This window comes from Cryomorpha ignava, from assembly GCF_010686655.1.
GTDB classification, from domain to species: domain Bacteria; phylum Bacteroidota; class Bacteroidia; order Flavobacteriales_D; family Cryomorphaceae; genus Cryomorpha; species Cryomorpha ignava.
Window position 1 is genome coordinate 1 of the sequence record NZ_JAAGVY010000017.1, and the last position, 24,712, is coordinate 24,712.

Here is a 24,712-nt window from a genome sequence, read left to right on the forward strand (position 1 = left end):
AGTTTCGTCCAAGAACTAAGAACTAAAAACCAAAAACTAAAAAAAAAACTAAGCTCCGAGCTTATGCCGCAAGTGCGCCATTTTTACTGCCGCCACAGCTGCTTCTACACCTTTATTTCCGTGTTTGCCGCCAGAGCGCGCTTTGGCTTGCTCCATGGTGTCGTCTGTTAGAACACAGAATATTACCGGAACTCCGGTTTGGAGGGTTACATCTTTTACACCCTGGGCTACTGCCTGGCATACAAATTCAAAATGGCGGGTTTCGCCCTGAATTACGGAGCCGATGGCAATTATGGCATCAAACTTTCCAGAATCGATCAGCATCTTGGCACCGAGTGCCAGCTCAAAACTTCCCGGTACAGAATGGATATGCACATTGCGCGAAGAAGCTCCCAATTCTAAAAGAGCTTCTTTGGCACCTTTTGCAAGTGCATCAGTAATCTCTTCATTCCATTCAGAAACAACTATTCCAAAATTGAATAAAGTGGCCGAAGGAGTCTTTTCCTTCTCAATAGCCGAAAGATTTTTTCCAGCGGTTGCCATTATCCGCCTACGCGTGCAATGTAAGAATCAATGCTGCGCGCCTCATTGCTTGTAGGGAAATCATCTTTTATACGCTTGTAATTGGTAAGCGCCTCTTTAAATTTTCCCTGATCTTCGTAAACCAATCCTTGTTTTTTGAGATACATAGGAGCGGTAAGCAAATTTTTTGAATGAGAGATGGCATCACTATACGAAGAAATAGCTTTGTCGTAATCACCCAGCTGCACATACGCATCGCCCATGCCACCTTTAGCCATAGCGCCTACAATTTCATCTTCAAGATCTGCGTTTTTCAGATAGTTAAGTGCCATTTGATAGTCACTATTTCTCAGATAAATTACTCCTGAATAGTAAGAAGCCAAATCGCCGGCTTTTGTATTGCTATATTCATCAGCAATGAACTCAAATCCGTAATACGATTCATTTCCAACAAGTGCTTTATCGAGCGAATCAATTTCGAACCAATACTCTGCTTTCCACATTAAATTCATTGCTTCTTCGCTTCTCGGCTGCAAATACAAGCGCGTAACGGCGAAATATCCTGCAAAAAGGACTACCAGAATTCCGGCGATTATTAAGAGTGTATTGCGGTTGTCATCCACGTATTTCTCTGTTTTAGAGTACACTTCTGCGACGTTTACCGCTGAGTCGTCACCAGGCTTATTCACTTTTTTCGACATATTAAACTGTTTATTTCGGATTGCAAAAATAGACTTTTTTCGTTGCCAGTACAGTTTAGGCGCATTAGATTTGGTATTTTTGCAAAATATCTATGATTCTAGCGCATCTCAGCCTTATAAATTTCAAGAATTATGCCGAGGCAGCATTCGATTTTGACCCAAATGTCAACATTTTTACCGGCCTGAATGGTCAGGGAAAGACGAATATTCTTGATGCCATACATTATCTTGCTTTTTGCAAAAGCTATTTTAATCCCATCGACAGTCAAAATGTGCGACATGGTGAAGAGTTTTTTGTGGTGGAAGGAATTTTTGACAATAAAGAAGTGCACGATAAAATTTACTGTGGTGTAAAAAAGGGTCAGAAAAAAGTTTTTCGAAAGAATAAAACCGAATATGAACGCCTTGCCGAGCATATCGGGAAGTATCCTGCTGTGGTGATTTCGCCTTACGACAAAGATTTGATAAGCGATGGGAGCGAAATGCGTCGCAAATTGATGGACAGCATCATTTCGCAATACAACAGAGCTTATTTGGAAGATTTAATCGATTACAATAAGCTGTTGCGCCAGCGGAATAGTTTATTGAAATACTTTTGGGAAAACCGCACTTTTGATGCTGACAATCTGGAAGTTTGGACAATACAGCTGGTAGAAGTTGCTAAGCGAATACATGCCGAACGCAAAAACTTTGTTGCCCAGTTTGAGCCTGTATTTCTTGCGCATTATGCCGCCATTAGCGGAAACGCAGAAGATGTAGCTCTTGAATACACATCGCATTTAAGCACAGGAGACTTTAGCGATACCATGACTGCGAGTTTGGAAAAAGACCGGCGCTCGTCGTACACCAATGTGGGAACGCATAAAGACGACTTGAAATTTAAAATCGGCGGGCATCCATTAAAGAAGTTTGGGTCGCAGGGACAGCAAAAAACGTATTTGATTTCACTAAAACTCGCCCAGTTTGATTTGATAAAAGAAACTACCAAGCGGGTTCCCATTTTGCTTCTCGACGATATTTTTGACAAGATAGACGATGTGCGGGTTCAGCACTTGATGAAACTGGTAAGTGATCACAATTTTGGGCAGATTTTTATCACTGATACCCATTCTGAACGAATTGCTCATATCTTTGAAGGAATTAGCGATAGTGCCAAAATATTTACAATAAAAGAGGGAGAGATTTATGAGCCGCAACGAAAATGAAGAAACCTTAGGCGATGCCATTAACAGATTGCTGAAAGCTTATGGGCTGGAAGAGGGTTATTACGCCGCTGCTGTGGTTACGCATTGGGAAAAGCTAATGGGGCCGGCGGTATCGCGGCGCACGCAAAGCATTAAAATTCAAAAAGGAGTGCTGATTGTTAAAATAGAATCTGCAGCCTTGCGTCAAGAGCTTAGCTATTCTAAGGACAAAATTATGACCCAGATCAACAGAGAGCTCGGGGTGCGGATTATTAAAAGTGTAGAGTTGAGATAGGTCGTTTTTAAGCTCAAGGAGGATAATTTATGGGATGTTAGGCAAATAGTCAATTTATGAGCCTTGGCTAGTTTGCCAAATAACTGAATGGACTTGCGTATGTGGGTTCGGTATGGTCAACTTAGGGAAACTTAAAACATTGCTATATTTACAATACGAAAGCACCACAGCCAATTCCATATCAAGGAAGTAAAAGAACATTGGCACCTTTAATCCTCAAATACTTTCCGGAAAGGGTAGATAGGCTCATAGAACCTTTTGCAGGTTCGGCAGCTATCACAATTGCCACAGCTATTAAATCTAAAGCGAATAAGTACTGGAAAAGGTTTGGAACAAGCAATTTGGTGATGGGAAAGAATACTATAACGAAGTTAGAGCTCGATTCAACTCAAATTATGGAACTGAAGATTTTCTTTATGTGCTGGCAAGGTGCGTAAAAGGTGCTGTTAGATACAATGCTGACGGAGAATTTAATCAATCTCCTGATAATAGAAGGAAAGGCAAACTTCCAGTAACCATGAGAAAGGAAATATTTCAAGTTTCTAATTTGCTAAAAAACAAAACAATATTTTCAGCTAAAAACTATTATGATGTTTTTAAAGAAGCGGATAGAAACGATTTAGTGTACATGGACCTACCATATCAGGGGATATCTAAAAAGAAAGATTCGAGATATATGGCAGGTCTTAATTTTGATGAATTCATTTCTAATTTGAAGCTGTTAAACTTAAAAAATGTTCCGTTTCTGATAACCTTTGATGGAAAGTTGGGCTCAAAATCATACGGCAACGATCTACCAGCCTCACTTGGTTTAAAAAAAATAATGATAGAAGTCGGTAGATCTACTACTTCTACTTTATTAGGCCAACAAGAAATCACGTACGAATCGCTATATATTTCAGACGCTTTAAGTGGTCAATTAAATTGTGATATTCCTGCTGAAGAATTGCTAAAACCACAATCTAAGCAACTTAAAAAAGAATTAAAATTACATCCACTTATCGAAGAGTTATGCGGCTCAGTTAAAATACCGGAAGGAAAATCGTACGATGAAATCTTAGACGAAGGCAGAATGGAAAAGTACTTAAAGAGTACATCCAATTCCCTAAAAGAAACGGATCATTTACTTTCTACCAAAGCAAATAGAAAACGCTTGTTCGAGTCAATCGAGCAGATGGAAAAAGGAGATATTCTTCCATACAATTAAACCGTTGAGGGATTAGCCCTTTCCCGTACAACCAGATTAACTAATTTCGCCCCGTGAAAAAATATCTGGTCTATCCCGTTTATTTTCTTTTTTGGATTTTTTTCTTCATCGCAGCGCGGATGGTGTTTTTGGTTTATCACCACAATTTATCAGGCGATTTGAATTTCGGAGAAATACTTGATGTTTTCTATTACGGCCTGCGGCTCGATTTTTCTTTTGCCGGCTATATCTGCATAATCCCGTTCCTTCTTCTTTTTCTGAACACCTTTTTCACACGTTTCCCCGTTCAGGCAATTATCCGTTGGTACAGCTATATCATTATCGGAATGTTATGTTTTCTCACCGTTGCCGATCTGGAATTGTTTACTGCCTGGGGATTTAGAATGGACAATACGCCATTGCAATATTTCAAAAATCCGGGCGAAATGGCGGCTACTGTTTCAAGCTCACCGGTTTTTAGCCTGCTCTCAATCGGGCTGGCGATGGCATTGGTGTTTATTGTCGTTTACCGAAAAATGGTTGATAAAAAACTCGCAACCTTGTTTACCCAAATTCGTGTTTGGCAAATCGGCTTGTCACTATTCTTAATTGCTTTATTAATCATTCCCATCCGCGGAGGCGTGCAGAAAATACCGATGAACCTGAGCGATGTGTATTTCTCTAAAAAACTCTACGCCAACCAGGCAGCGGTTAATCTCCCGTGGAATATTATGTTTTCTCTTATGCATGCACAAAGCGATAAAAATCCTTTTGTCTATTTTCCGATTGAGCGTGCAAAAACGCTTGTCGATGAGCTATATGCCACAAAGGCAGATTCTATTCCATCCATTGTAAGCACCAAAACGCCAAATATTGTAATCATTGTTTTGGAAAGCTTTACAGCGAAATGGATTGGATATTTGGGCGGCGCGCCCGGTGTAACTCCGCAACTCGATGCCATAGCTGCCGACGGGATGGCATTCACAAACTTCTATGCTTCAGGCGATAGGAGCGAAAAGGGATTGATGGCTATTTTAAGTGCTTATCCCAATCAGGCGATTACTTCAATTATTAAAACACCCACAAAAACCCAAAATCTTCCATCAATCAACAAGATGCTTTCTGAACGCGGCTATACTACCGGCTTTACTTACGGCGGCGAATTGGAATTTGCCAATATAAAAGCATACTTGCTCAATACCGGTTTTGACAGATTGGTTGATAAATATGAATTCCCGATGGCAGAGCGCACCACCTCCTGGGGCGTGCACGATGAGTTTGTTTTCAATCGCTTTTTGACAGATTTAAACCAAATGGATCAACCATTTTTTCAAGCCATGTTTACTCTTAGCAGCCACGAACCATACGATGTGCCGCTCACCCACTTTGTAGGTAACGACGAGGTTACACAATTTAAAAATTCCATTTACTACACAGATAGCGTTCTCGGCGATTTTATTGCCAAAGCGAAAACACAACCCTGGTGGAACAATACGCTCATTGCCATAGTTGCCGATCACGGTCATCACTTGCCGGGGTACGACGCCAATCACGTTCCGTCAAAGTTTCACATTCCGCTGGTGTTTACCGGCGGATCGCTTTCGCGAAATGGAGTGGTAGAAACCATCGGGTCGCAAACCGATATTGCACCAACTATTCTGTATCAAATGAATATGGATGTCAGCCAATTTAAGTGGGGCAGAAATCTTATGGACACCCACGAATCATTTGCGTTTTATGCATTCAACAATGGGTTTGGATTGGTTACTCCCGACGGAATAGCCACCGTAGATAACGTCTCAGGAAATACTGTTTACCTCGACCCCGGATTTGACACCACTCAACTCAAATTCGGAAAGGCGTATATGGAAGTTTCTTATCAGGATTTTTTGGAGAAATAGAAGGTGAGTCTCGAGTCACGAGTCTCTTGTCGCGAGGGGTTTGCGCAATACTTATCTCGATTTGCTAAATATTTAAGTCGTGCCAGAGCTCTGGTCGAGAGGAAATTGTCTCGCGTCGCTAGTCGCGAGAGGTTTGCGCAGGGTTCGTTTGCTTTTGGAGACATTATTACTTTGCCAAAAGCTGGAATAATTGCCTTCGAGGTGTAATTTTTCAAGAAGTGTGACGAAGTATTTATCATTAACAATCTCAGTGGAATTACACTGAAATCTAAATTTTAGAAAGTCCGTTAAATACTATTATTGCGATAAACAGAAGTACTCCCTTGCCACTCGCGACTATAGCAAGTTCCTCCAAACTCTCCATTGCCCATTAGGCGAGAAGTACCCGCCCCGCGACTAGAGACTCCCGACTAGAAACTCGCCACCATAATCTGTTAAATTCTCCATTGCCCATGAAGCGAGAAGTACCCGCCTCGCGACTCGCGACTAGTGACTCGCGACTAAAGACTAGCGACTAGTGACTCGCGACTAGAAACTCGCCACCATACTCCGCCAAACTCTCCATTGCCCATGAAGCGAGAAGTACCCGCCTCGCGACTAGTGACTCGCGACTAAAGACTCGCGACTAGAAACTCGACACCATACTCCGCCAAACTCTCCATTGCCCATGAAGTACCCGCCTCGCGGCTAGAGACTCGCGACTCGCGACTAAAAAAAGCATCAGCTTTTTTTATTCACCAAAGTTACGTCGTAAACATCTTTTCGTCTGTCTTTCAAGTTTTTAACGGCTCCAAATTCGTGCAACTCGCGCAAAAGATCCAAATCTACATCGGCTACGAGTATCATCTCTGTATTAGGTGTAGCCTCCGCTTTTATACCATTTGTGGGAAACGAAAAATCGCATGGGGTAAACACGACCGATTGAGCAAACTGGATATCCATATTGTCAACTTTTGGCAGGTTTCCAACACTTCCTGCAATGGCTACATAGCATTCGTTTTCAATGGCTCTAGCTCTGGCACAGTACCTTACGCGGCTGTACCCGTTTTGGGTATCGGTGAGAAAGGGAACAAATAGCATACGCATTTTTTGCTCGGCAAGTATTCGCGAAAGCTCCGGAAACTCAACATCATAGCAAATTAAAACGCCCACGGGGCCGCAATCAGTTTGAATAACTTTTACGGTGTCACCTCCTGATAATCCCCAGGCTTTTGACTCATCTGGAGTAACGTGTATTTTGGTGTACTGCTCATACGTTCCGTTTCGGCGACACAGGTAGCCCACGTTATAAAGTTTGCCATCTACTTCACTTGTTCGCGGCATACTTCCGGTTATGATATTTACATTGTACGATACTGCAAGATTAACAAACCGGTCGCGAATATCATCGGTATATTCAGCCAATTTTCTAATGGCTTCGGCTTCGCTAAGATGGTTATAATCAGCCATTAGCGGGGCATTAAAGAATTCGGGAAAAAGCACAAAGTCGCTTTTGTAAGCAGCTACAGCATCAATAAAATACTCTACTTGGGTAAATAGTTCTTCCAACCCGCTGTACAACCGCATTTGCCATTGAATAAGCCCCAGCCTGACAACAGATTTACTGGTACTTAATTTAGGCGATTTCTTTTCGTAATAAATGTTGTCCCATTCTAGCAGTACAGCAAATTCGCGCGATTCTTTATCGCCTTCCAGGTAGTTTTTGAGCACTTTCTTAATATGAAAGTCATTGGCCAACTGAAAGTTGAGCGTTGGGTCGTGAATCTCTCGGTGCTTAACTTTTTGAATGTATTCCCTTGGCCCCAAATCTGGATATTCTATTAAGCGCGGAATGCGTCCACCAAAAACGATTGATTTTAAATTAAGTCGCTCGCAAACTTCTTTTCGGGCATCATATAGTCTACGACCCAAACGAAGCCCGCGATACTCAGGCTCTACAAACGTATCAACGCCGTAAAGCACATTGCCTTTATTGTTGTGTGTATCAAAGCTGTAGTCGCCGGTAACCTGTTTGTAAGTGTGGTCGTCGTCAAAAAGATCGTATTTCACGATAATTGAAAGCGAGCATCCCACAACCTTGCCATCTATGATTATGGCGAGTTGCCCTTCTGGGAAAATGCGGAGAAGCTTCTTTATATGTTCTTCCTGCCAATATGCCGATGGCCAATTTTCGTAAGCGGCTATCATTGAATCTTTCAATTCATCGTAGTCGTTTTCTTTCAGATTTCTAAGTTCAACAGTTCCAATTTCTTCCATAAAATATAGGTGCTTTCGAGTGCGAAAGATAAGTGTGTTTTCGTTTGATTTAATGATTGTGCGGAAATTATTTTTTATCCGCTTTCGCTCAATATAGCATTTTTAAGGGATACTTTGTTTAAAAATAAAAAAACTTCCGGCTGTGGAAATTCTACCCGATTGGTGATTCTGTTCACCACTTTTTTGACAAGAACGAGCAAGTTATCAAGCGTTTAGGTCCTTGCACGATAATTGCACTTTTAAACATTCAAATTCAAACCATTCATCATGAGCAATATCCTTAGCAAAAACAAATTTAGCATTATAACCGGAATTCTGGCGCTTGGAGCCGCGGCTGCTACTAAAAAATTAGTAGATAACCGCTATGAGCATTCTACCGGCGACGAGCCACCAAAAAACCCGCAAGATGAGAATTACAATTTATTAAACGTTCTTATCTACACCTCTGCTACGGCTGTGATTGGAGCTGTAGCTAGTGTGCTCATTCGAGACTTGGTTACACGGCAATGGAAAAATATGGATGGTGAATTACCCGACGAATTGAAAGGGTAATTAATTCCAATCATGAGTTGGCCGACTCTTTGCATTTTACGGCTTTTTTAAAAATCATAAAAACACAAAATAGCATGAAAAACATTTCGAAAACACTTATTATCGGAGCTCATGGAAAAATTGGGCAAATTCTCAGTAAAAAATTGGCGGAAGCCGGCACAAATAAACCCACTGCATTTATCAGAAAAGAAAGCCAAAAAGAAGTCTTTGAAAAAATAAATGTACCAACTCTTGTTGGCGATTTGGAAGATTCTGTAAGCAATTTAGCCAAGCAGTTTAAAGGATTTGATTGCATAGTCTTTGCCGCAGGTTCTGGAGGAAGCACAGGTGCTGAGAAAACTCTCTCTATTGATTTAGAGGGTGCAGTGCGTACCATGGAGGCTGCTGAAGAGGCGGATGTTACGAGGTATATTATCGTAAGTGCTTCGCATAGCGACGATCGCGCGTTTTGGGATAAAGCCGAAGGAATGAAGCCTTATTACATAGCGAAGCATTTTGCTGATGAGACGTTGCGAAACTCAAATCTGGATTATACTATTTTAAGACCAGTACAACTAACTGATGATGATGGAACTGGAAAAATTCAAGCAAGCTTGAATACGGATTTAGATGAAGAAAAAATTTCACGAGCCGACGTGGCTTCTGTAATTGCAGCGACTATTAATATGCCTTCTACTGTTCACCAAACCATTGAACTAAGTAGTGGTAATGTAGAAATTCAGGAGGCACTTGAGTCAATTTCGGTTTCTGAATCTGTTATGTAAAATTAGTTCTCTTTCCTATAAAAATTCGAGCTACAGCCATCATCTATGAGCATTTCTCTATGTCTCAGTATTCGGGACATATCACCGAAATGCGAAATGAAAGCATAAAGAAATATTGATCAGTATCAATGAATATCGTAAAGATACATCATGGTGATGATCAATACCTATTGCCTTAAAAAAGGTGGTGACTATGTCGAGAATTGAATTAAGGATAATCAGCGATAATAAATTTGAAAAGCGGTACAATGGCATTGAAAAAAATGGCTGCATCATATTGACAAATATTTGCATCATAGAGTAAAAAGTAAACGAAGCAGTTGAAATACTTTTGGTAACATCATATCTATCAACTGATACTTCAACTATGAAAGCAAAATTTCAAATGCTCATTTTGGCTACGGCCTTACTCGGATTATCTTTGGCTTGCACCCAGCAGAAAGAAGCAGATATTCCCTCTTCGAATTTACAAATTGCAGCGGTCGAATCTCCGGAAAGTGTTATAAATCGGGGTGAGTACTTAACCAAAGTTATTGGCTGCGACCATTGCCATTCCCCCAAGAAAATGACTGCACAGGGGCCTGTTATTGATATAGATAAGTATATGATGGGATATCCTGCAGACCGACCCCTCCCAGAATATGATGCCGCAAATGTTGCTCCCGGCAAATGGGTGTTGATGAATGGCGATCTCACTGCCGCTGTTGGTCCCTGGGGAATTACCTATGCGTCTAACCTTACGCCAGACCCAACAGGTATCGGAAACTGGACTTTTGAGAATTTTAAGCTCGCACTTACGCAGGGAAAATACAAAGGTATTGAATCAGGCCGAACCATCATGCCACCTATGCCATGGCAATCATTGGGAAAAATGGATGAAACAGATATGAAGGCGATTTTTGCCTACCTGAAATCCTTAAAACCAATTGAAAATCAGGTACCTGCTTATACGCCGCCTATGGCTATGAATTAAGTGGACTGTAGAGATTTCATTGTCTTTAATTCACAAATTCATAGCGAGATTTAGCTACAATGTTTTTGGGAAACTCTTCGTTACCTTTGGTCAAATCAATCTAAGGTCAATGAAAATATTCTTTCTACTTTCAGCTCTTTTTTTTGCAGGGTTAGTTTTTGGGCAAACTACTGTAACAATCAGCCCTGCACCGGCTGAAGCGCTCGATTTGGTATTAACTCCCGTTGGAATGGATAAACCGATGATGGTAGGCAGAGTTGAAAAAACGGGAAGTGGACAAGTAAATACTGCACTGGATTTCAGCAAAATTTCTGAAGCTGACCGAAGTAATTATGGCATCACTATTCTTGAACTCTTAAGTTTTTGCGATAATTCGAATGAACTATTTGCTGGTAACAACAAAATTGAAGCATATGAATTGGGTCCGTTATTTTTAATGAAAAATAATGAGCTCGCAGGTTTTATAACACTGGCTTCTGATACATTACTCACAAAGTGGATCAATGATCCCGGCTATGAAAAGGCCGTGGTAGGATCATGGTTTGAACTGGTTTATATTAGTGCCAATTTTGCTTACACGGGTGAATGTACGCAAACTACCAATCTCGAATCTGGTGATATTGAAACAAACTTTCAGTTGAATCTCGATTTGAAGAAGGGACTAAATTTCATTGAATATAAAATTGAAAGCGTTTACGAAGGAGACGACGAGGGGCTGTCTTCAATTGCTAAAAAAGTAGTTGCCTCAGCATACCAAGCTGTACCGAAGAATGCTAAGTGGATTGCGTATTATTATTAGAAATCACTGTTTGTCAATTGAATAAGTAAAAAAGCTGCCAATACAATTCAAGTAGCTATACTCAACTGATAGTCGTTTTAGACTCGATGGCGGAGTCTTTTCAAAAGATAAGAAGGGTGCTGTAGAACTGGCGCAGAAACATTTTGATACAGCTATGGTTTTCATCAAACGTTTGGACTCGCAGAACCTACAATGCCATTGGGAGGGGTTAAAGATTCCGGATATGGACTCTGTTTTAAGAATTACATTCTCCAGAATTTTAAACGCAATTGCTGCCATCAACAAAACAGATCCATAGAACACAACAGGAATTCTTTCAAAATGATTTTCGCCCATCCAGCCGGTTACAAAAGGAAAGAGCAAAAGCCAGAAAAGTAGAAAGAGATTGGCTCAGAGTATTTTGCCCGAAATTTTGTGGCGGCGTGCATCATGTGGTGGTGGTTGTTCCAGTAAATGCCCACATATATAAAACTTCCTACATAGGTCAGAAAAACCGGTAGTACTGATTGTAAAGATTCCACAGAAGCGCCTTCGGGAAGTTTCATTTCCAATACCATAATCATGATAGTAATGGCCAAAACTCCATCACTAAAAGCTTTCAATCTACTGGTTCCCATGAGCATTATTTTTTATTCCCTCTGCATCAACGTTCAATTGATAAAGCATTAATTCATCGGGATCGCGGGGCAAAACAATGTTTCTAATGTGCTTTAAGCCCAGCTTTTCCAGAAGTTTCTGTGAAGCTTTATTTTCTTTAAGCGTAATGGCGCTCACCTGCTCGAGTTCAAATTGATTGATGGCGGCATCTAAAAGCATATTGGCACCTTCAAAACCATATCCTTGTTTTTCAAAATCAGGCAAGAAAGCAAAACCAAGGTCTATGCCTTCAATCCCCGGCCGGTCATAAAGTCCGCAAGATCCAATTTTAGCGCCGTCTTTTTTACGAATTACGGTATAGTTGCTATAACCTAGCCTGATTTGCTGCGGACGAATCCGCTCTTCAATATAGGCTACGGCATCTTCCAGATTTTTGATGTTTCTGTCTCCGATAAACTTGAGCCATTTAGGCGAATTGAGCAAATCGTAAATAAATTCAGCATCATCGTTAGAGGTTGGTTTTAAAATCAATCTCTCCGTCTCAATATTATTCGAAGGCTTCAAAGAAATGGTTTTTGGTTGATTTAGAAAAGTATTCAGCAAGATACGCTTTTTTGAAATGAATTTGTTTAGGTTAACAATTGTTCGAAAAATCCACCAATTTGCTTTCTGCTGTCTACAAAATGAATTTCCAAAATCCAATCTCTCATATTTCCTTCCTTATCCGGCTCGCGCATATCTTGATGATTTTCAGGGTGTACGTAGTTTGTTTTTATTTCTGTCTCAAGCCTCTCGTGCGGAAAATGGCCGATAAGATGACCGGCAATTGGCCCGCCAAACTCCCAGCCATATTGCTGCGCAGATTCACAGCAGTGTGTATATAGTTCTGCACCGGTTATGCTTTGCTGCCCGTTAAAAAAGGCTTTACATTCCTGCCATGCCGTTTCAATGTCTCTTTTTAATTTGAGTTTCACGGGGTCATTTCCCAGCACATAAGTGCGCCCAAAGTCAGCCTCCCACTCATCAAAAATAGGCCCGAAATCAACAAAAAGAATATCATCCTTTTGTAAAATTAAATTTGGAGGATTCTCTTCATATGGTTTCAGCGTATTCGGCCCCGACCTTACGATGCGCTTATGCCAGTATTTTTTGATTCCAAACATTTCCAGTGCCAGGGCAAAAAGTTCATTATTCAGTTGTTTTTCAGATTTGCCTGGTATAATAAGTTCCCGTTTTTCGGCTTCCGCGAATAGTGCAGCAGCATTGATTTCGGCTTCGACCAATTTCTCTCTTTGCGATTTCATTGCTTAAAATTAAAATTCATGCCGTTTATTCAATGCATTCAGATCATTTTTTTACTCCTTTATCCCATTAATTAACAAAGCGTCGGCAGAATGAATAATTATAAGCCAAAACCTTATCTTCGCCGATTCATGAAGTCGTTTAAAGATAAAGTCGTTTGGATTACGGGTGCAAGCTCGGGAATCGGGAAAGAGGCCGCCATTCAATTAAGCAAAATGGGTGCAAAACTTATTCTTTCATCCCGAAAGGAAAAAGAGCTGAATGACCTGAAAAGCGGTTTATCAAATCCGGCTTCTGTACTTGTTTTGCCACTTGATCTTACCCATCCCGAAACATTCGCGGAAGCGGTAGCCAAGGTGTACAGCCAATTTGGAAAAGTTGACTTGCTCTTTAACAACGCCGGCATCAGTCAGCGATCTTACGTGGTAGATACCGATATTTCAGTAGATCGGAAATTGATGGAAATCAACTATTTTGGAACTGTTGCGCTTACCAAAGCGGTGCTTCCGCGAATGCTGAAAGCGGGTGGAGGCCATTTTGCGGTTGTAACAAGCGTGGTGGGAAAATTTGGATTTGGAGTAAGGTCGGCATATTCAGCCTCCAAACATGCTTTGCACGGATTTTTCGAATCGCTTTATATAGAGCTCAATAAGCAAGGTATTGAAATTACGCTTATTGCGCCGGGGCCTATTCAAACCGATATTTCGCTCAATGCGCTTGACGGATCTGGAAAACCTACCGGCGAGATGGACGATATGCAGAAAAAAGGCATGCCTGTAGATATGGCTGTGAATGAGATGCTTCATGCTATTGCGAATAAAAAGAAAGAAATTATAATTGGAGGCTTTAAAGAAAAATTTGGAGTGAAACTCAAATCTTTTTGGCCAAAACTTTTCTTTAAAATGGCGTCAAAACAAAACCCACGCGGGGAACTAAAAATGTAATTATGGGAAATCATATTTGCGGTATTCAACAGGTTGGAATCGGTACGGTAGATCTGCACCGGGATTGGAAGTGGTATAGAAAAGCGTTTGCAATGGATATTCGAATTTTTGAAGATGCTGCTGAGGCGCCTCTTATGACAGCTTATACGGGGGGTGAAGTGCAAAAGCGCGTTGCTGCCCTTGCCTTGAATATGAACGGTGGTGGTGGTTTTGAAATTTGGCAATACACTAGCCGAAAAGCGCAACCAGCTGATTTTACGTTTGAACTTGGCGATCTGGGTTTTCTGGCAGCTAGAATGAAAACGCGCAATATCCAAAAGGCATTTGAGCAACATAAGAAAATTGGCGTAACTGCGCTGACAAGTCCGGTGAAAAACCCGGCAGGCGATATGCATTATTACGTAAGCGACAATTCCGGAAACTGGTTTGATGTTGTAGAAAGCAGCAATTCATTTAGCAATGATAAAGGGATAACCGGCGGTGTGTACGGAATGGTGATTGGCGTAAGCGATATCGAAAAATCGCTTAAATTTTATAGCGATCTCCTCGGTTTCGATGCTGTTTTAAGCGATACTTCGGGTATGGCAAGCGACCTTAATGGAGTTCCCGGCTCAAACCACGCTATGCGCCGCGTAATTTTGGGTCAGTCAAATCAAGGAATAGGCCCTTTTAATCCGCTTCTGGGTATCAATCAGATAGAGCTCATTCAGACAACAGATAAAAAAGGCAGAAAAATTTTTGAAAATCGATTTTGGGGCGATCAGGGCTTTATCCACTTGTGTTTTGATGTGCGCAATATGAGCGGACTGAAAGAAAAAGCGGCAAAATTAAATTCTCCCTTTACGGTTGATAGTGCAAATTCTTTTGACATGGGTAAAGCTGCCGGTCGATTTGCTTACGTTGAAGATCCCGACGGTGCTTTGATAGAATTTGTGGAAACCCATAAATTTCCAATAGTCGAAAAATGGGGCTGGTATATGGATTTGAAAAAACGAAAGCACGATAAATCACTTCCGAGATGGTTGCTTAATTGCTTTAAGTTTAATCGGGTAAAAAATTAATTATTCAACTCGCTAAAATCTACTGTGGGGTTTTTCTTCAACCATTCAGCTATTACCCGCTTACGGCCAATGGTGCGGGTTATTAGATCTTTGCGCAAATCCATCCCACGCGCTGGCGAGTACTCGCGACCGTAATAGATAATCTGCAAATGCAGCTTATTCCAGCTTGATTTCGGAAACAGTCGCTTTGCATCCTCTTCGGTTTTAACCACATTTTTTCCGGTGGTTAATCCCCAGCGCGTCATAAGCCTGTGTATATGCGTATCTACCGGAAAAGCCGGAATGCCAAATGCCTGCGACATAACTACCGAAGCTGTTTTATGACCTACTCCGGGAAGGGTTTCAAGGTATTCCATATCTGCGGGTACTTCACCATTTTGATCGGCAATCAGCATTTGCGAAAGCCCGAAAATTCCTTTGCTTTTGGCGGGCGACAATCCGCACGGGCGAATGATTTCTCTAATTTCTTCCACACTTAATTTTACCATGTCGTATGGATTGTCGGCACGTGCAAAGAGGTGAGGAGTTACAAGATTAACCCGTTTGTCGGTACATTGCGCAGAGAGTAACACTGCAACCAAGAGTGTATAAGAATCTACATGATCGAGTGCGACAGGCACCACAGGATAAAGGGCATCTAGTTTATCCATTACGTATTTGGCCTTTTCATTCTTGGTCATGGTTTTAGTAAGGCTTCAGTTTTCGCACTGTGCAGGAGCGTTGATGTGGTAATTCCTTTCTGAATTAGGTTTACAATATGCGTTTGTTCAGGGTGCATTTCCATGAAAATGTCGTTTTTGATGCGAAGCGCATCCTGAGGTTTCATTTCTTGAGATTCAAAGTAAATCCAAGTCACATCCAGTTCTGTTTCACGCCCCACATCATTCAGAGTTAACGGATTTTCATTTCCGTCTTCCAGTGAGAGGTGTTTCCTTAAGTAATTGGAAATCAAATTATCAGATTGAGGTAGTTCTTTTGGATTACCTAAATTCAGGCTATCGCCCGAAGCTTTGTAAATAGCATTCTCAAGATCATCAGTAAAAAGTTTTAAGGTTATCTGATAGCTTTGAGAATTTTCAGAATACCGTATTTCTGTCATGCCTACATAAAATTCGTGCGTTGATGCACTGACATTCAGCATTCCCAAAAAAAGAATTAAAAGCATTTTCATTGCGTAAAATTAATCATCTTAAATGGAATAAAATAAAGGCTGTCGTAGCCGAAACTCCATACAAAGTTTTGATGAAATCGCGCATCTATTGAATTCTTATCATTCAGATTCACGTCAACAAATGAATTTACACAATAGAGGCAGCAGATAAAATGATAGACGAATACAGGAAATTTATGCCTGAACGGTTTCATCCTGATTGGTTTGAGTTTAGAACGAAGAGTATAATTGGATTCTCGGAAACAGTGATTTTACATGCCGGTTAAAAAGACCTTGCCAATTGCGTTTTCATTTGCTTAAATTGCGGGCTTATTTCCAGAGATTTTATGAAACAACGCATACTCCTTTTTATTTTTCTTGGCGCCTTAGTTCAGGTCAATGCACAAAAAAATTACAATACAAATAAGTTCAAGCAGCTTAACGAAGAACTACCGACGCCAAATGTATACCGCACGGCATCGGGAGCGCCTGGAGCGCAGTATTGGCAACAGCGCGCAGATTATCAAATTGAAGTGAAACTAGATGAGGATGCTCAAACCATTTCTGGAAATGAAACCATAACATACTATAACAATTCGCCCGATAAGTTGACTTACCTCTGGGTGCAATTAGATCAAAATGTACGCGCCACGACCAGCGATTCTTATAAAATACGGCAAAATTCAATCGGCGACAGCATCAGCTTCGACGAATTAAAAAACCTTGTTCCCTGGTTTGACGGGGGCTTTAAAATTGAAAAAGTAACCGATACAAAAGGCACTGATTTGCCTTACGTTATTAATAAAACCATGATGCGCATTGATTTGGCGCAGCCGCTGGTGCCAAATGGAGCTTATAGTTTTAAGGTAAAGTGGAATTACAATATCAACAACCGCGACGAAGTGGGCGGAAGGTCTGGTTATGAATATTTTGAAGATGAGAATAATTCCATTTATACAATAGCACAGTTTTATCCGCGGATGGCCGTTTATAGCGATGTTCAGGGTTGGCAGAACAAACAGTTTCTAGGAAGAGGAGAATTTACGGTTCCGTTTGGGAATTTTGATGTGAAAATTACTGTTCCTGCTGATCATGTGGTCGCGGCAACTGGCGAACTTCAGAATTCGAGCAACAATCTGACACCGACGCAAATAGATCGCTTCAATAAAGCTAAAACAGCCGATAAGCCTACACTTATAATTACAGAAGAAGAAGCCCGGCAAAACGAAAAGGGGAGAAGCGCTGATTTAAAAACCTGGCATTTTAAAGCTGAGAATGTCCGTGATTATGGATGGGCATCTTCTCGTAAATTTATTTGGGATGCACAGGGAATGAAGTTTGGCGACAGAACGGTAATGGGAATGAGCTATTATCCAAAAGAAGGCAATCCACTGTGGGGCAGATACTCTACCGAGGCTGTTTTGCAAACGCTAGAAACCTATTCGCGTCATACATTTGATTATCCATACCCGGTGGCTATTTCGGTCAATTCTAAATCTATTGGAATGGAATACCCAATGATTTGTTTCAATTTTGGTCGCAGCGAGCCAGATGGAACCTATACCGAGCGAATGAAATACGGAATGATTGGTGTAATAATCCACGAGGTTGGCCACAACTATTTTCCAATGATTGTAAACTCTGACGAGCGCCAGTGGACATGGATGGACGAAGGGCTCAACACATTTTTACAATACCTTACTGAGCAGGATTTTGAACGAGGCTACCCCAGTCGAAGAGGTGAGCCACGAAATATTGTTGGATACATGAAGGGCGATAAAGCTAGTATTTCGCCTATTATGACAAACTCTGAATCGATACATCAATTTGGAAACAATGCCTATGGAAAGCCTGCTACGGCGTTGAATATTCTTCGCGAAACTGTGATGGGTCGAGATCTGTTCGATTTTGCATTTAAGACTTATGCACAGCGCTGGATGTTTAAACACCCTACGCCCGCCGATTTCTTCCGATCTATGGAAGACGCCAGTGCGGTTGATCTGGACTGGTTTTGGCGTGGCTGGTTTTACACTACCGACCATGTTGACATCTCAATAGATGAGGTGAAATGGTTAAAAGTGGCTGAAAATCTACCCGGAACAACCAAAGGAATTGATCGCGAAAAACGTGATGGTGAGGCGAAAAGTATTTCAGATATCCGCAATAACGAGTCCGGATATAAAACCCGCACTGAGCGCGATTCTACTCTAATTGACTTTTATTCGAACTACGATCCTTATAAAAAAACGCCTTACGATGATGTCAGATTTAGCAAACAAACAAAGGGTTACACAGACCAGGAGATTGCAGCTCTAAGCGATGTGCGTAATTTTTATCAGATAAGTTTTTCGAATATTGGCGGTCTTGTAATGCCCATAATTGTTCAGTTCACTTTTGAAGATGGAAGTACAGAAATTCACGATATCCCGGCAGAAATTTGGAAAATGGGAGATGAAACAGTGACCAAAGTTTTCGTAACTGAAAAAGAAGTAACCAATGTACTTCTGGATCCTTACCAGCAAACTGCTGATGTAAATGTGGACAACAATACCTGGCCTGCGCGCCATCAGCTTACCCGTTTTGAATTGTATAAAAGCAAGAGGATGAAAAGCACAAATCCTATGCAGCGTGCCCGAGGTGCCGAGATGGAGAAGCCAATAGAAGATTAGAAAATTTTGATTCGGGAAATAAAGCTAAGCCCGGCAGCATACGAAATGACGGAGCTAAAATTTTATCGCTTCTTTTTCTTTTTCTTTATTTTCTCTACTTCTGCATTTAGTTTGTCGGTATAATTCATATCCCAGGTAAACATTTGTAAGCGGCGATCATAATATGCCTTGCCAACCGGTTTTTTAAGATAAAGAGCTTTAACATCAAAATCGGCTGCCGGTATCATCGTTACATCAGTAGGGAATAAATAACCCACTTCCTGGTCAATATCAATTACATCGCGGGTATCAATCTCCAAATACTTGGTGTACATGTCGCTATACTCAAAGTAGATTTTATACTTGTTGTCAAATTTCAATTGCAGAGTGTAAAAGGCCAAATCCTCTGATGAGGATATTTGGGTGGCTTCTCCATATAAATCTACCATGGTAATGGTAACATTGGGTAAGATGTCTTTCTCTAAAGCTTCAAGTTGCTGACTTGTAATTCCATATAGGTAAATATCAACAGTGTGGCTAGTATCTTCAAGAAACTCGAGTCCTCTCATTTTTGCGTATGCATCTGCTTCAGCTTGTTGTGATAGAAGCTGAAGAGGAGCGAAAAGAAAAGCAGATATGATAAGGCTGATAATTTTAATATCCATAGGGAAATTGCATTAGAAGGAATATATAAAATTATTCAGGTCTGCTAAGCACGTATAGCGCGTGAATCATTCCCGGAAGGATGCCCAGGATAGTAAGTAATAAATTGAGCCAGAATTTTCCGGAAAAACCAAACCGCAGAAAAACGGCAACCGGTGGAAGAAAAATGGCGAGAAGAATTTCGAGAATTCCCATAATTTTAGAATTAATGTGTGGTACAAATATAAGAGAGTAATTTATTGATTTATGATTTCAGATTCCAGATTTATGATTTCAGATTTATGATTTCAGATTGGCTTTGCTAAGACCCGTAATGGCCCTTCATTTCTTAATGGTACGAGATGGTTATCATTTCCAGCCTTAATCATCAAATAGAGCACTTGGCAACGCTTTTAAATGTCGCACGTAGCTTTCGTTATTATAGGTCTCTTTGTGTTTTAAAGTATTAGATATTTCAACTGCAATACATTTGCCTATTAATTCTTTGATTACAAAGGTACAAAAGCCGTTTTTTTTTCAATCTCTCGAAAGTCTCTTTTGTCTCAGGTGGGTCATTGGTTTTAAGTTGTTTTTCAACAATTTTGAAAAACGCCTTTCTCGAATTTTCATTGGTTTCCATTGTCGATTTGCCTTTTTGGCCAGATTAAAGAATCAAAAATAGGGAAAAATCTTTTGGGATATAGGGAAATTACCTGTAGTCTTATAATTCTATTGAGATGAGTCCTTGAATGAAAGCGAATTTTCGAATGACCTATTTTAGTTTTATTTTTTCGGGATCCCGCCGATTAGAGAAAAACGATAGAATTTCAATAGTATCATTCTCAATCCTGTAAAGCATTGATTAAATTTCAACTATGACTCGTCTTGCGCCTTGAGATTTTGATAAAGGAAATAGTTCAGGATTTATGGAGATTAACTTAAGAGCTTTCTGAATGACGAATGCCAACTTTCTTAGCTCTTTCTCTGAAAAATTAATTTCAAGGTATTCAAAAGTAAGTGCGAATTCATTTAATGCATGGTCAGTCCACTGAATTCTATAACCACTTTCCATAGATTTTTTCAGCTTCAGAATGTGGGTTTGATTTCCCATTATTTGCATCTGCTAATCCGGATTCCAAAGATTTCTTCTCTGCGTCTGAAATGGAATGACACCAATCTTTTGTATCGCTTTTCATCAAATCCATGACCTTCTCGATAATAGAGAATGATCTTCTAATGTGGTGAGCCACTGGATAAGTTCAATTTTGGCATTTTGAATATTCATTTCCATAACTCAAGTTTAAGTCAATTTTTCGTGGTCAGCAAGTTTCAAAATATTTCCTATCAAATCCCTTAACTCCTTAATGTTTTTTCTTAATGGTTAATTTTTTTTATGAACCATAAGGTATTTTAACCATTAAGTCTTCGAACCATTAAGGAATTAAGAAAATTAAGCCGTAGCGCTCACAACCCAATCCTTAATGCCCTTAGCTCCTTAATGATTTTTCTTAATGGTTATTTTTTTATGAACCATAAGGTATTTTAACCATTAAGGAATTAAGAAAATTAAGCCGTAGCGCTCACAACCCAAACCTTAATGCCCTTAACTCCTTAATGATTTTTCTTAATGGTTATTTTTTTATGAACCATAAGGTATTTTAACCATTAAGTCTTCGAACCATTAAGGAATTAAGAAAATTAAGCCGTAGCGCTCACGACCCAATCCTTAATGCCCTTAACTCCTTAATGATTTTTTTTAATGGTTAATTTTTTTTATGAACCATTAGGTATTTTAACCATTAAGTCTTCGAACCATTAAGGAGTTAAGAAAATTAAGCCGTAGCGCTCACGACCCAAACCTTAATGCCCTTAACTCCTTAATAATTTTTCTTAATGGTTAATTTTTAATCTGGTAGCTCGCGGAAATATTCATTCACAAATGGCTTCAAGCTCTTAGTAATGTTTTCAGTAAAGAAATTTATCAGAAGTCCTTGAGGCTTTTTGAGTAGTTTCATATACGTAAGTAACTGTGCTTCATGCACAGGCTGGGTTTTCTCTATAGCTTTTAATTCTACCACAACTGTATCGTTAACCAATAAATCGAGCCGAAGATCGACATCCATTTCCAAATCGTCATAGATTACTGGCACAAACATTTGATGCTGTACATCATATCCATTTTTAATCAATTCGTATTTCAGACATTTTTCATATACACATTCCAAAAGTCCGGGTCCTAATGCTTTGTGTACTTTTATGGCCAGACCTGTTATATCGTAAGACAGTTGGGTGATTGATGTTTTGGTTTCCATAATGTTCGTTATTTTTCTGTGAATCTAATAAATCCGATCCTAATGGTTTTATATTTTGAACCATAAGGTATTTTAACCATTAAGTCTTCGAACCATTAAGGAATTAAGAAAATTAAGCCGTAGCGCTCACGACCCAAACCTTAATGCCCTTAACTTCTTAATGATTTTTCTCAATGGTTCAAACCCCTAAAGATCGCTTTTGCGGAAGTTTCTCACAGAACCCAAATACATTACAGCAACCCAAAGAAGCAGGGCTGAAAACGAAATAACCAACCCTTTCATACTTCCAAAGAAATCGACAAAAACCGCTCCCGACAGCCCCATCATCGCGCTGGCATCGGTTTGCATGATTACGCTTATCCGCGAAATATCGATTGGATTTAAAAAGGTCAAAATCAAAATAAGTTTTTCGATAGGGTAGGCACCAAATTGATACATTATAAGGATAAGCAATCCATCAAAAAGAAAAGCGAAAAAGGCCCAAAGGATTAAGACTAAACCAATTCCTTTCACCTTGTCATTTACTTTGGTGCAGATAAATAGCGCGATGCCCACAAATATCCAAAGCAGAAAATTGCCCGAAACGAGCATAATGACGCTTTCGGGTGAAGGGTTGTTTAGCAATAACGGAAGCCCAATACCAATGGTGTAAGCAAAAGAAAATGAAATAGAAAGGGCGATGAAAAATGCTTGGATTACGGCGCTTCTTTTAATGGGATTGGAGAGCAGGAGCACCGTAAATTCGTAAGAATTGTAGTAGTAGATGCAGCTGAAAATAAGGGTAATAAGTGGAAGCAATAGTAACGTAACCTGCATAACCATCAGCAATGCTTTCTCGGGTTGGTTTTCTATAAAAAACAAGCCCCAGCCAATAGCAACAAAGAGTAGAAAACTACCGATAACTGCCCTATTCTTTAAAAGGTCGATTGTTAAATAACGCGCTATCTGAATCATACGAGTTGAGGTTTTAAAGATTTAACAATCATTTTGTTGAGCCTTTCTTCGCCTGTGCTTGAGCGCAATTCATCAATTGATTTATCAAAATACACTTCTCCGTCCATCAGGTAAATTACACGGTCTACAATTCCATCTAAATCGCTCAAATTGTGGGAAGTAATAATGACCATTTTTCCGTCGGCCAGCACTCGGCTTATTTTTTGTTTCAAATTTTCGTTCGACACAGGGTCGAGTGCTGCAGTAGGCTCATCGAGAATTAAAATATCGGGGTTGAATAAAAAGGCCAATGCGGCACTCACTTTCTGGCGCATTCCGCCAGATAGTTTTCCAAGCCCTTTCTTGCTCATGCCATCTATATCAAATGCTTCGTAGATGTCGGTGTCGAGTTCTTTTACGTCTTTGCGCAGGCGTTTCATCAAAGCAAAAACCTGTGCTACTGTCATGTTTTCGGGCAGTCTGCTCATTTGAGGCATATAGCCGATATCAGCGCGGTAATCAACATTTTTTTCAATGTTCACGCCATTTACCGTCAGGTTGCCCGATGTGGGGAAAAGCAATCCAAGAATGATCTTTATCAAAGTGGTCTTTCCCGAGCCGTTGGGTCCAATAAGGGCAACACATTCACCTTTCTTAAACTCAAGGTTGATGGATTTAAGCGCTTGCTGCTTCCCAAAAGTCTTTGAAATGTCTTTAATTGAAATCATATATATAAGGTTTCATCATGGGATTTTCATCCACAAGTTCGGCGGGAATTAAATCAGGAAAAAGTCTTTCTGTAGCGTCGAGCATATTTACAAAAAAGCTGTGCAGCATAAGTGTAGCCGATGGAATTTCGTTTGTAATCCGTGCAAATAGATTTACCGGTCTGTAAGGTAAGTCGCCAATTCCATCTCTGTTTAAATCGTAGCCACTATACATACTCCAATAGTTGGAATCGTATTTGTTGATATTGTGATTTGAATTGGTAACGATTTCAAAAGTATTGGCCAAAAAATTATTCCGCTCTATTATATTGTCCAGGCTGTTTCCTTTCATATCTATCGCTGTGCCATTCAATGTAAATTGGTTTTCGCTTAGCAATAATCTGTTGGCGCCTTCTGCCATAATGCCAATGGTATTTCTAAGAAAGATGTTTTGGCTAATGCTCCCGTCGCTAATTTCTTTCAGCAGCAGCCCGTAAGAAGCGCCACCTTTATTTTCTTCAAAAGTGTTTTGAATCATTTGCACCCTGTGCGAAAACATTACCGCCACGCCCGATCCATTGTGTTTAAAGACATTATGCGAATACACATCAGTGTTTGAAAACATAAAGTGCAGCCCGTATCGAATATTATTAAAACTGCGGTTGTTTGAAATATAGCTGCTATCTACAAATTCGAAGTAAATTCCATCGCGGTGTTTTGAAAGAACGTTGTCTTCTATGGTAATGTGCTTTGCTTTCCAAACGTGAATGGCGTTTCCTGCTGCTGCTTCATTCTTAAAGGCACCTGTTACGGTGTTGCCTTTCAGCAAATAGTGCTGTGCGTACTCAAGGTAAATACCAAAAAAGCAATTTTCGAATTTGTTGTTTACAATCGATCCATATTTTACATGTTTTACCTTTAATGCGGCCAGGTCGTTCATATAGCTTACGCTAACATTTCTAAAAATGAAGCCCGAAACATGCACGCTGTCCGAGCCAATAATCAAAATCTCTACTTTTTCATTATTGGCATCAAAAACGGGAAAGTCAATTCCAATAAGGGTTACAGGTTTCTTTATGATAATAGTATGTTCCCGATAAACTCCGGGCTCTACAAGCACAGTATCTCCCGCACTGGCATGAGCAAGAGTTTCCTTAATTGACGGAGTTCCTTTGTTAATATCAACTGTAAATGTGGCAGCCTGAGAAACCAAACACGAAAGCAATAATACAAATATCCCAACAAGAGATTGCGGGTGTTTTAGCATGATTACAATTTTCTAA

Annotated in this window: 26 protein-coding genes and 2 pseudogenes; 13 read left to right on the forward strand and 15 right to left on the reverse strand. The window is 40.2% G+C overall.

Annotated elements, in window-relative coordinates:
- Window positions 1–48 precede the first annotated feature (48 nt).
- Complete coding sequence (gene ribH, locus G3O08_RS10285) at window positions 49–543, reverse strand: 6,7-dimethyl-8-ribityllumazine synthase (RefSeq protein WP_163285283.1); 495 nt, start codon at window positions 541–543, stop codon at window positions 49–51.
- Entirely contained in the window at window positions 543–1,223 is a 681-nt protein-coding gene (locus G3O08_RS10290; RefSeq protein WP_163285284.1) for a tetratricopeptide repeat protein, read from the reverse strand. The genes ribH and G3O08_RS10290 overlap by 1 nt, the downstream gene beginning before the upstream one ends.
- 92 nt (window positions 1,224–1,315) lie before the next feature.
- Here G3O08_RS10290 and recF point away from each other — a divergent pair, with 92 nt between their 5' ends.
- From recF to G3O08_RS21715, 5 genes and pseudogenes are all read left to right on the forward strand, one after another.
- The gene (gene recF, locus G3O08_RS10295) at window positions 1,316–2,428 is read left to right on the forward strand and encodes a DNA replication/repair protein RecF (RefSeq protein ID WP_163285285.1); all 1,113 of its coding nucleotides are present in this window, start codon (window positions 1,316–1,318) and stop codon (window positions 2,426–2,428) included.
- Window positions 2,409–2,702 carry a DUF721 domain-containing protein gene (locus tag G3O08_RS10300; protein WP_163285286.1) on the forward strand — a complete coding sequence of 98 codons (294 nt, stop codon included), beginning with the start codon at window positions 2,409–2,411 and terminating at the stop codon, window positions 2,700–2,702. The genes recF and G3O08_RS10300 overlap by 20 nt, the downstream gene beginning before the upstream one ends.
- Window positions 2,703–2,875: 173 nt before the next feature.
- A pseudogene (locus tag G3O08_RS21485) lies at window positions 2,876–2,983 on the forward strand (DNA adenine methylase); the annotation flags it as partial.
- A 35-nt stretch (window positions 2,984–3,018) separates the two neighbouring features.
- Window positions 3,019–3,909 carry a DNA adenine methylase gene (locus G3O08_RS10310; RefSeq protein ID WP_163285356.1) on the forward strand — a complete coding sequence of 297 codons (891 nt, stop codon included), beginning with the start codon at window positions 3,019–3,021 and terminating at the stop codon, window positions 3,907–3,909.
- A 53-nt stretch (window positions 3,910–3,962) separates the two neighbouring features.
- Window positions 3,963–5,789, forward strand: coding sequence for an LTA synthase family protein (locus tag G3O08_RS21715; protein WP_163285287.1), 1,827 nt, complete (start codon window positions 3,963–3,965; stop codon window positions 5,787–5,789).
- Window positions 5,790–6,509: 720 nt separating this feature from the next.
- Here the strand turns inward: G3O08_RS21715 and G3O08_RS10320 are convergent.
- Window positions 6,510–8,045 (reverse strand): carbon-nitrogen hydrolase family protein, encoded by a 1,536-nt coding sequence (locus G3O08_RS10320; protein ID WP_163285288.1) that lies wholly within the window; start codon window positions 8,043–8,045, stop codon window positions 6,510–6,512.
- A 267-nt stretch (window positions 8,046–8,312) separates the two neighbouring features.
- Between G3O08_RS10320 and G3O08_RS10325 the strand changes: the two genes are divergently transcribed.
- The 5 genes and pseudogenes from G3O08_RS10325 to G3O08_RS21185 form a co-directional block, all read left to right on the forward strand.
- Window positions 8,313–8,597, forward strand: coding sequence for a DUF4235 domain-containing protein (locus G3O08_RS10325; protein ID WP_163285289.1), 285 nt, complete (start codon window positions 8,313–8,315; stop codon window positions 8,595–8,597).
- A gap of 74 nt (window positions 8,598–8,671) precedes the next feature.
- Window positions 8,672–9,361, forward strand: a complete 690-nt coding sequence (locus tag G3O08_RS10330; RefSeq protein WP_163285290.1) for an SDR family oxidoreductase — start codon at window positions 8,672–8,674, stop codon at window positions 9,359–9,361.
- Window positions 9,362–9,728: 367 nt separating this feature from the next.
- Complete coding sequence (locus G3O08_RS10335; RefSeq protein ID WP_163285291.1) at window positions 9,729–10,334, forward strand: c-type cytochrome; 606 nt, start codon at window positions 9,729–9,731, stop codon at window positions 10,332–10,334.
- Between the two features lie 109 nt (window positions 10,335–10,443).
- Complete coding sequence (locus tag G3O08_RS10340; RefSeq protein ID WP_163285292.1) at window positions 10,444–11,133, forward strand: hypothetical protein; 690 nt, start codon at window positions 10,444–10,446, stop codon at window positions 11,131–11,133.
- Between the two features lie 61 nt (window positions 11,134–11,194).
- Window positions 11,195–11,361, forward strand: a pseudogene (locus G3O08_RS21185) (aldehyde dehydrogenase family protein); the annotation flags it as partial.
- Window positions 11,362–11,477: 116 nt separating this feature from the next.
- On the opposite strand, the gene G3O08_RS10345 reads toward G3O08_RS21185, so the two are convergent.
- The 3 genes from G3O08_RS10345 to G3O08_RS10355 all read right to left on the reverse strand — a co-directional run bounded on the left by G3O08_RS10345 (window position 11,478) and on the right by G3O08_RS10355 (window position 13,034).
- Window positions 11,478–11,750, reverse strand: a complete 273-nt coding sequence (locus tag G3O08_RS10345) for a TMEM175 family protein (RefSeq protein WP_239541138.1) — start codon at window positions 11,748–11,750, stop codon at window positions 11,478–11,480.
- Window positions 11,737–12,294 (reverse strand): GNAT family N-acetyltransferase, encoded by a 558-nt coding sequence (locus G3O08_RS10350; protein ID WP_163285293.1) that lies wholly within the window; start codon window positions 12,292–12,294, stop codon window positions 11,737–11,739. Before G3O08_RS10350 ends, G3O08_RS10345 begins: the two co-directional genes overlap by 14 nt.
- A gap of 65 nt (window positions 12,295–12,359) precedes the next feature.
- Window positions 12,360–13,034: a M24 family metallopeptidase gene (locus tag G3O08_RS10355; RefSeq protein WP_163285294.1), complete on the reverse strand. Its 675-nt coding sequence runs from the start codon at window positions 13,032–13,034 to the stop codon at window positions 12,360–12,362.
- Window positions 13,035–13,124: 90 nt separating this feature from the next.
- Between G3O08_RS10355 and G3O08_RS10360 the strand changes: the two genes are divergently transcribed.
- Complete coding sequence (locus G3O08_RS10360) at window positions 13,125–13,976, forward strand: SDR family oxidoreductase (protein WP_239541141.1); 852 nt, start codon at window positions 13,125–13,127, stop codon at window positions 13,974–13,976.
- A gap of 2 nt (window positions 13,977–13,978) precedes the next feature.
- A complete protein-coding gene (locus G3O08_RS10365; RefSeq protein ID WP_163285295.1) occupies window positions 13,979–15,037 on the forward strand; it encodes a VOC family protein in 1,059 nt (352 codons plus the stop codon).
- Here G3O08_RS10365 and G3O08_RS10370 read toward each other — a convergent pair.
- Both G3O08_RS10370 and G3O08_RS10375 read right to left on the reverse strand, forming a co-directional pair.
- On the reverse strand, window positions 15,034–15,717 hold the full coding sequence (locus G3O08_RS10370; protein WP_163285296.1) for an endonuclease III domain-containing protein: 684 nt from the start codon (window positions 15,715–15,717) through the stop codon (window positions 15,034–15,036). The genes G3O08_RS10365 and G3O08_RS10370 overlap by 4 nt on opposite strands.
- On the reverse strand, window positions 15,714–16,208 hold the full coding sequence (locus G3O08_RS10375; protein WP_163285297.1) for a DUF6702 family protein: 495 nt from the start codon (window positions 16,206–16,208) through the stop codon (window positions 15,714–15,716). Before G3O08_RS10375 ends, G3O08_RS10370 begins: the two co-directional genes overlap by 4 nt.
- 326 nt (window positions 16,209–16,534) lie before the next feature.
- Between G3O08_RS10375 and G3O08_RS10380 the strand changes: the two genes are divergently transcribed.
- Window positions 16,535–18,856: a M1 family metallopeptidase gene (locus G3O08_RS10380; protein ID WP_163285298.1), complete on the forward strand. Its 2,322-nt coding sequence runs from the start codon at window positions 16,535–16,537 to the stop codon at window positions 18,854–18,856.
- Window positions 18,857–18,918: 62 nt separating this feature from the next.
- On the opposite strand, the gene G3O08_RS10385 is transcribed toward G3O08_RS10380, so the two are convergent.
- The 7 genes from G3O08_RS10385 to nosD form a co-directional block, all read right to left on the reverse strand.
- Window positions 18,919–19,500, reverse strand: coding sequence for a hypothetical protein (locus tag G3O08_RS10385; RefSeq protein ID WP_163285299.1), 582 nt, complete (start codon window positions 19,498–19,500; stop codon window positions 18,919–18,921).
- 31 nt (window positions 19,501–19,531) lie between these two features.
- Entirely contained in the window at window positions 19,532–19,693 is a 162-nt protein-coding gene (locus G3O08_RS10390; protein ID WP_163285300.1) for a YqaE/Pmp3 family membrane protein, read from the reverse strand.
- A gap of 646 nt (window positions 19,694–20,339) precedes the next feature.
- Entirely contained in the window at window positions 20,340–20,588 is a 249-nt protein-coding gene (locus G3O08_RS10395) for a hypothetical protein (RefSeq protein ID WP_239541144.1), read from the reverse strand.
- Between the two features lie 793 nt (window positions 20,589–21,381).
- Window positions 21,382–21,789, reverse strand: a complete 408-nt coding sequence (locus G3O08_RS10400) for a GxxExxY protein (RefSeq protein ID WP_163285301.1) — start codon at window positions 21,787–21,789, stop codon at window positions 21,382–21,384.
- A 186-nt stretch (window positions 21,790–21,975) separates the two neighbouring features.
- On the reverse strand, window positions 21,976–22,743 hold the full coding sequence (locus G3O08_RS10405; RefSeq protein WP_163285302.1) for an ABC transporter permease subunit: 768 nt from the start codon (window positions 22,741–22,743) through the stop codon (window positions 21,976–21,978).
- Complete coding sequence (locus G3O08_RS10410) at window positions 22,740–23,450, reverse strand: ABC transporter ATP-binding protein (RefSeq protein WP_163285303.1); 711 nt, start codon at window positions 23,448–23,450, stop codon at window positions 22,740–22,742. Before G3O08_RS10410 ends, G3O08_RS10405 begins: the two co-directional genes overlap by 4 nt.
- Entirely contained in the window at window positions 23,437–24,696 is a 1,260-nt protein-coding gene (gene nosD, locus G3O08_RS10415; RefSeq protein ID WP_163285304.1) for a nitrous oxide reductase family maturation protein NosD, read from the reverse strand. Before nosD ends, G3O08_RS10410 begins: the two co-directional genes overlap by 14 nt.
- Window positions 24,697–24,712: the final 16 nt, after the last annotated feature.

Bases quoted from the DNA above. Each gene is read 5' to 3' on its own strand.
- ribH (WP_163285283.1), bottom strand. From the start codon at position 543: ATGGCAACCGCTGGAAAAAATCTTTCGGCTATTGAGAAGGAAAAGACT.
- G3O08_RS10290 (WP_163285284.1), bottom strand. From the start codon at position 1,223: ATGTCGAAAAAAGTGAATAAGCCTGGTGACGACTCAGCGGTAAACGTC.
- recF (WP_163285285.1), top strand. From the start codon at position 1,316: ATGATTCTAGCGCATCTCAGCCTTATAAATTTCAAGAATTATGCCGAG.
- G3O08_RS10300 (WP_163285286.1), top strand. From the start codon at position 2,409: ATGAGCCGCAACGAAAATGAAGAAACCTTAGGCGATGCCATTAACAGA.
- G3O08_RS10320 (WP_163285288.1), bottom strand. From the start codon at position 8,045: ATGGAAGAAATTGGAACTGTTGAACTTAGAAATCTGAAAGAAAACGAC.
- G3O08_RS10325 (WP_163285289.1), top strand. From the start codon at position 8,313: ATGAGCAATATCCTTAGCAAAAACAAATTTAGCATTATAACCGGAATT.
- G3O08_RS10330 (WP_163285290.1), top strand. From the start codon at position 8,672: ATGAAAAACATTTCGAAAACACTTATTATCGGAGCTCATGGAAAAATT.
- G3O08_RS10335 (WP_163285291.1), top strand. From the start codon at position 9,729: ATGAAAGCAAAATTTCAAATGCTCATTTTGGCTACGGCCTTACTCGGA.
- G3O08_RS10340 (WP_163285292.1), top strand. From the start codon at position 10,444: ATGAAAATATTCTTTCTACTTTCAGCTCTTTTTTTTGCAGGGTTAGTT.
- G3O08_RS10345 (WP_239541138.1), bottom strand. From the start codon at position 11,750: ATGGGAACCAGTAGATTGAAAGCTTTTAGTGATGGAGTTTTGGCCATT.
- G3O08_RS10355 (WP_163285294.1), bottom strand. From the start codon at position 13,034: ATGAAATCGCAAAGAGAGAAATTGGTCGAAGCCGAAATCAATGCTGCT.
- G3O08_RS10360 (WP_239541141.1), top strand. From the start codon at position 13,125: ATGAATAATTATAAGCCAAAACCTTATCTTCGCCGATTCATGAAGTCG.
- G3O08_RS10365 (WP_163285295.1), top strand. From the start codon at position 13,979: ATGGGAAATCATATTTGCGGTATTCAACAGGTTGGAATCGGTACGGTA.
- G3O08_RS10370 (WP_163285296.1), bottom strand. From the start codon at position 15,717: ATGACCAAGAATGAAAAGGCCAAATACGTAATGGATAAACTAGATGCC.
- G3O08_RS10375 (WP_163285297.1), bottom strand. From the start codon at position 16,208: ATGAAAATGCTTTTAATTCTTTTTTTGGGAATGCTGAATGTCAGTGCA.
- G3O08_RS10380 (WP_163285298.1), top strand. From the start codon at position 16,535: ATGAAACAACGCATACTCCTTTTTATTTTTCTTGGCGCCTTAGTTCAG.
- G3O08_RS10385 (WP_163285299.1), bottom strand. From the start codon at position 19,500: ATGGATATTAAAATTATCAGCCTTATCATATCTGCTTTTCTTTTCGCT.
- G3O08_RS10390 (WP_163285300.1), bottom strand. From the start codon at position 19,693: ATGGGAATTCTCGAAATTCTTCTCGCCATTTTTCTTCCACCGGTTGCC.
- G3O08_RS10395 (WP_239541144.1), bottom strand. From the start codon at position 20,588: ATGGGAAATCAAACCCACATTCTGAAGCTGAAAAAATCTATGGAAAGT.
- G3O08_RS10400 (WP_163285301.1), bottom strand. From the start codon at position 21,789: ATGGAAACCAAAACATCAATCACCCAACTGTCTTACGATATAACAGGT.
- G3O08_RS10405 (WP_163285302.1), bottom strand. From the start codon at position 22,743: ATGATTCAGATAGCGCGTTATTTAACAATCGACCTTTTAAAGAATAGG.
- G3O08_RS10410 (WP_163285303.1), bottom strand. From the start codon at position 23,450: ATGATTTCAATTAAAGACATTTCAAAGACTTTTGGGAAGCAGCAAGCG.
- nosD (WP_163285304.1), bottom strand. From the start codon at position 24,696: ATGCTAAAACACCCGCAATCTCTTGTTGGGATATTTGTATTATTGCTT.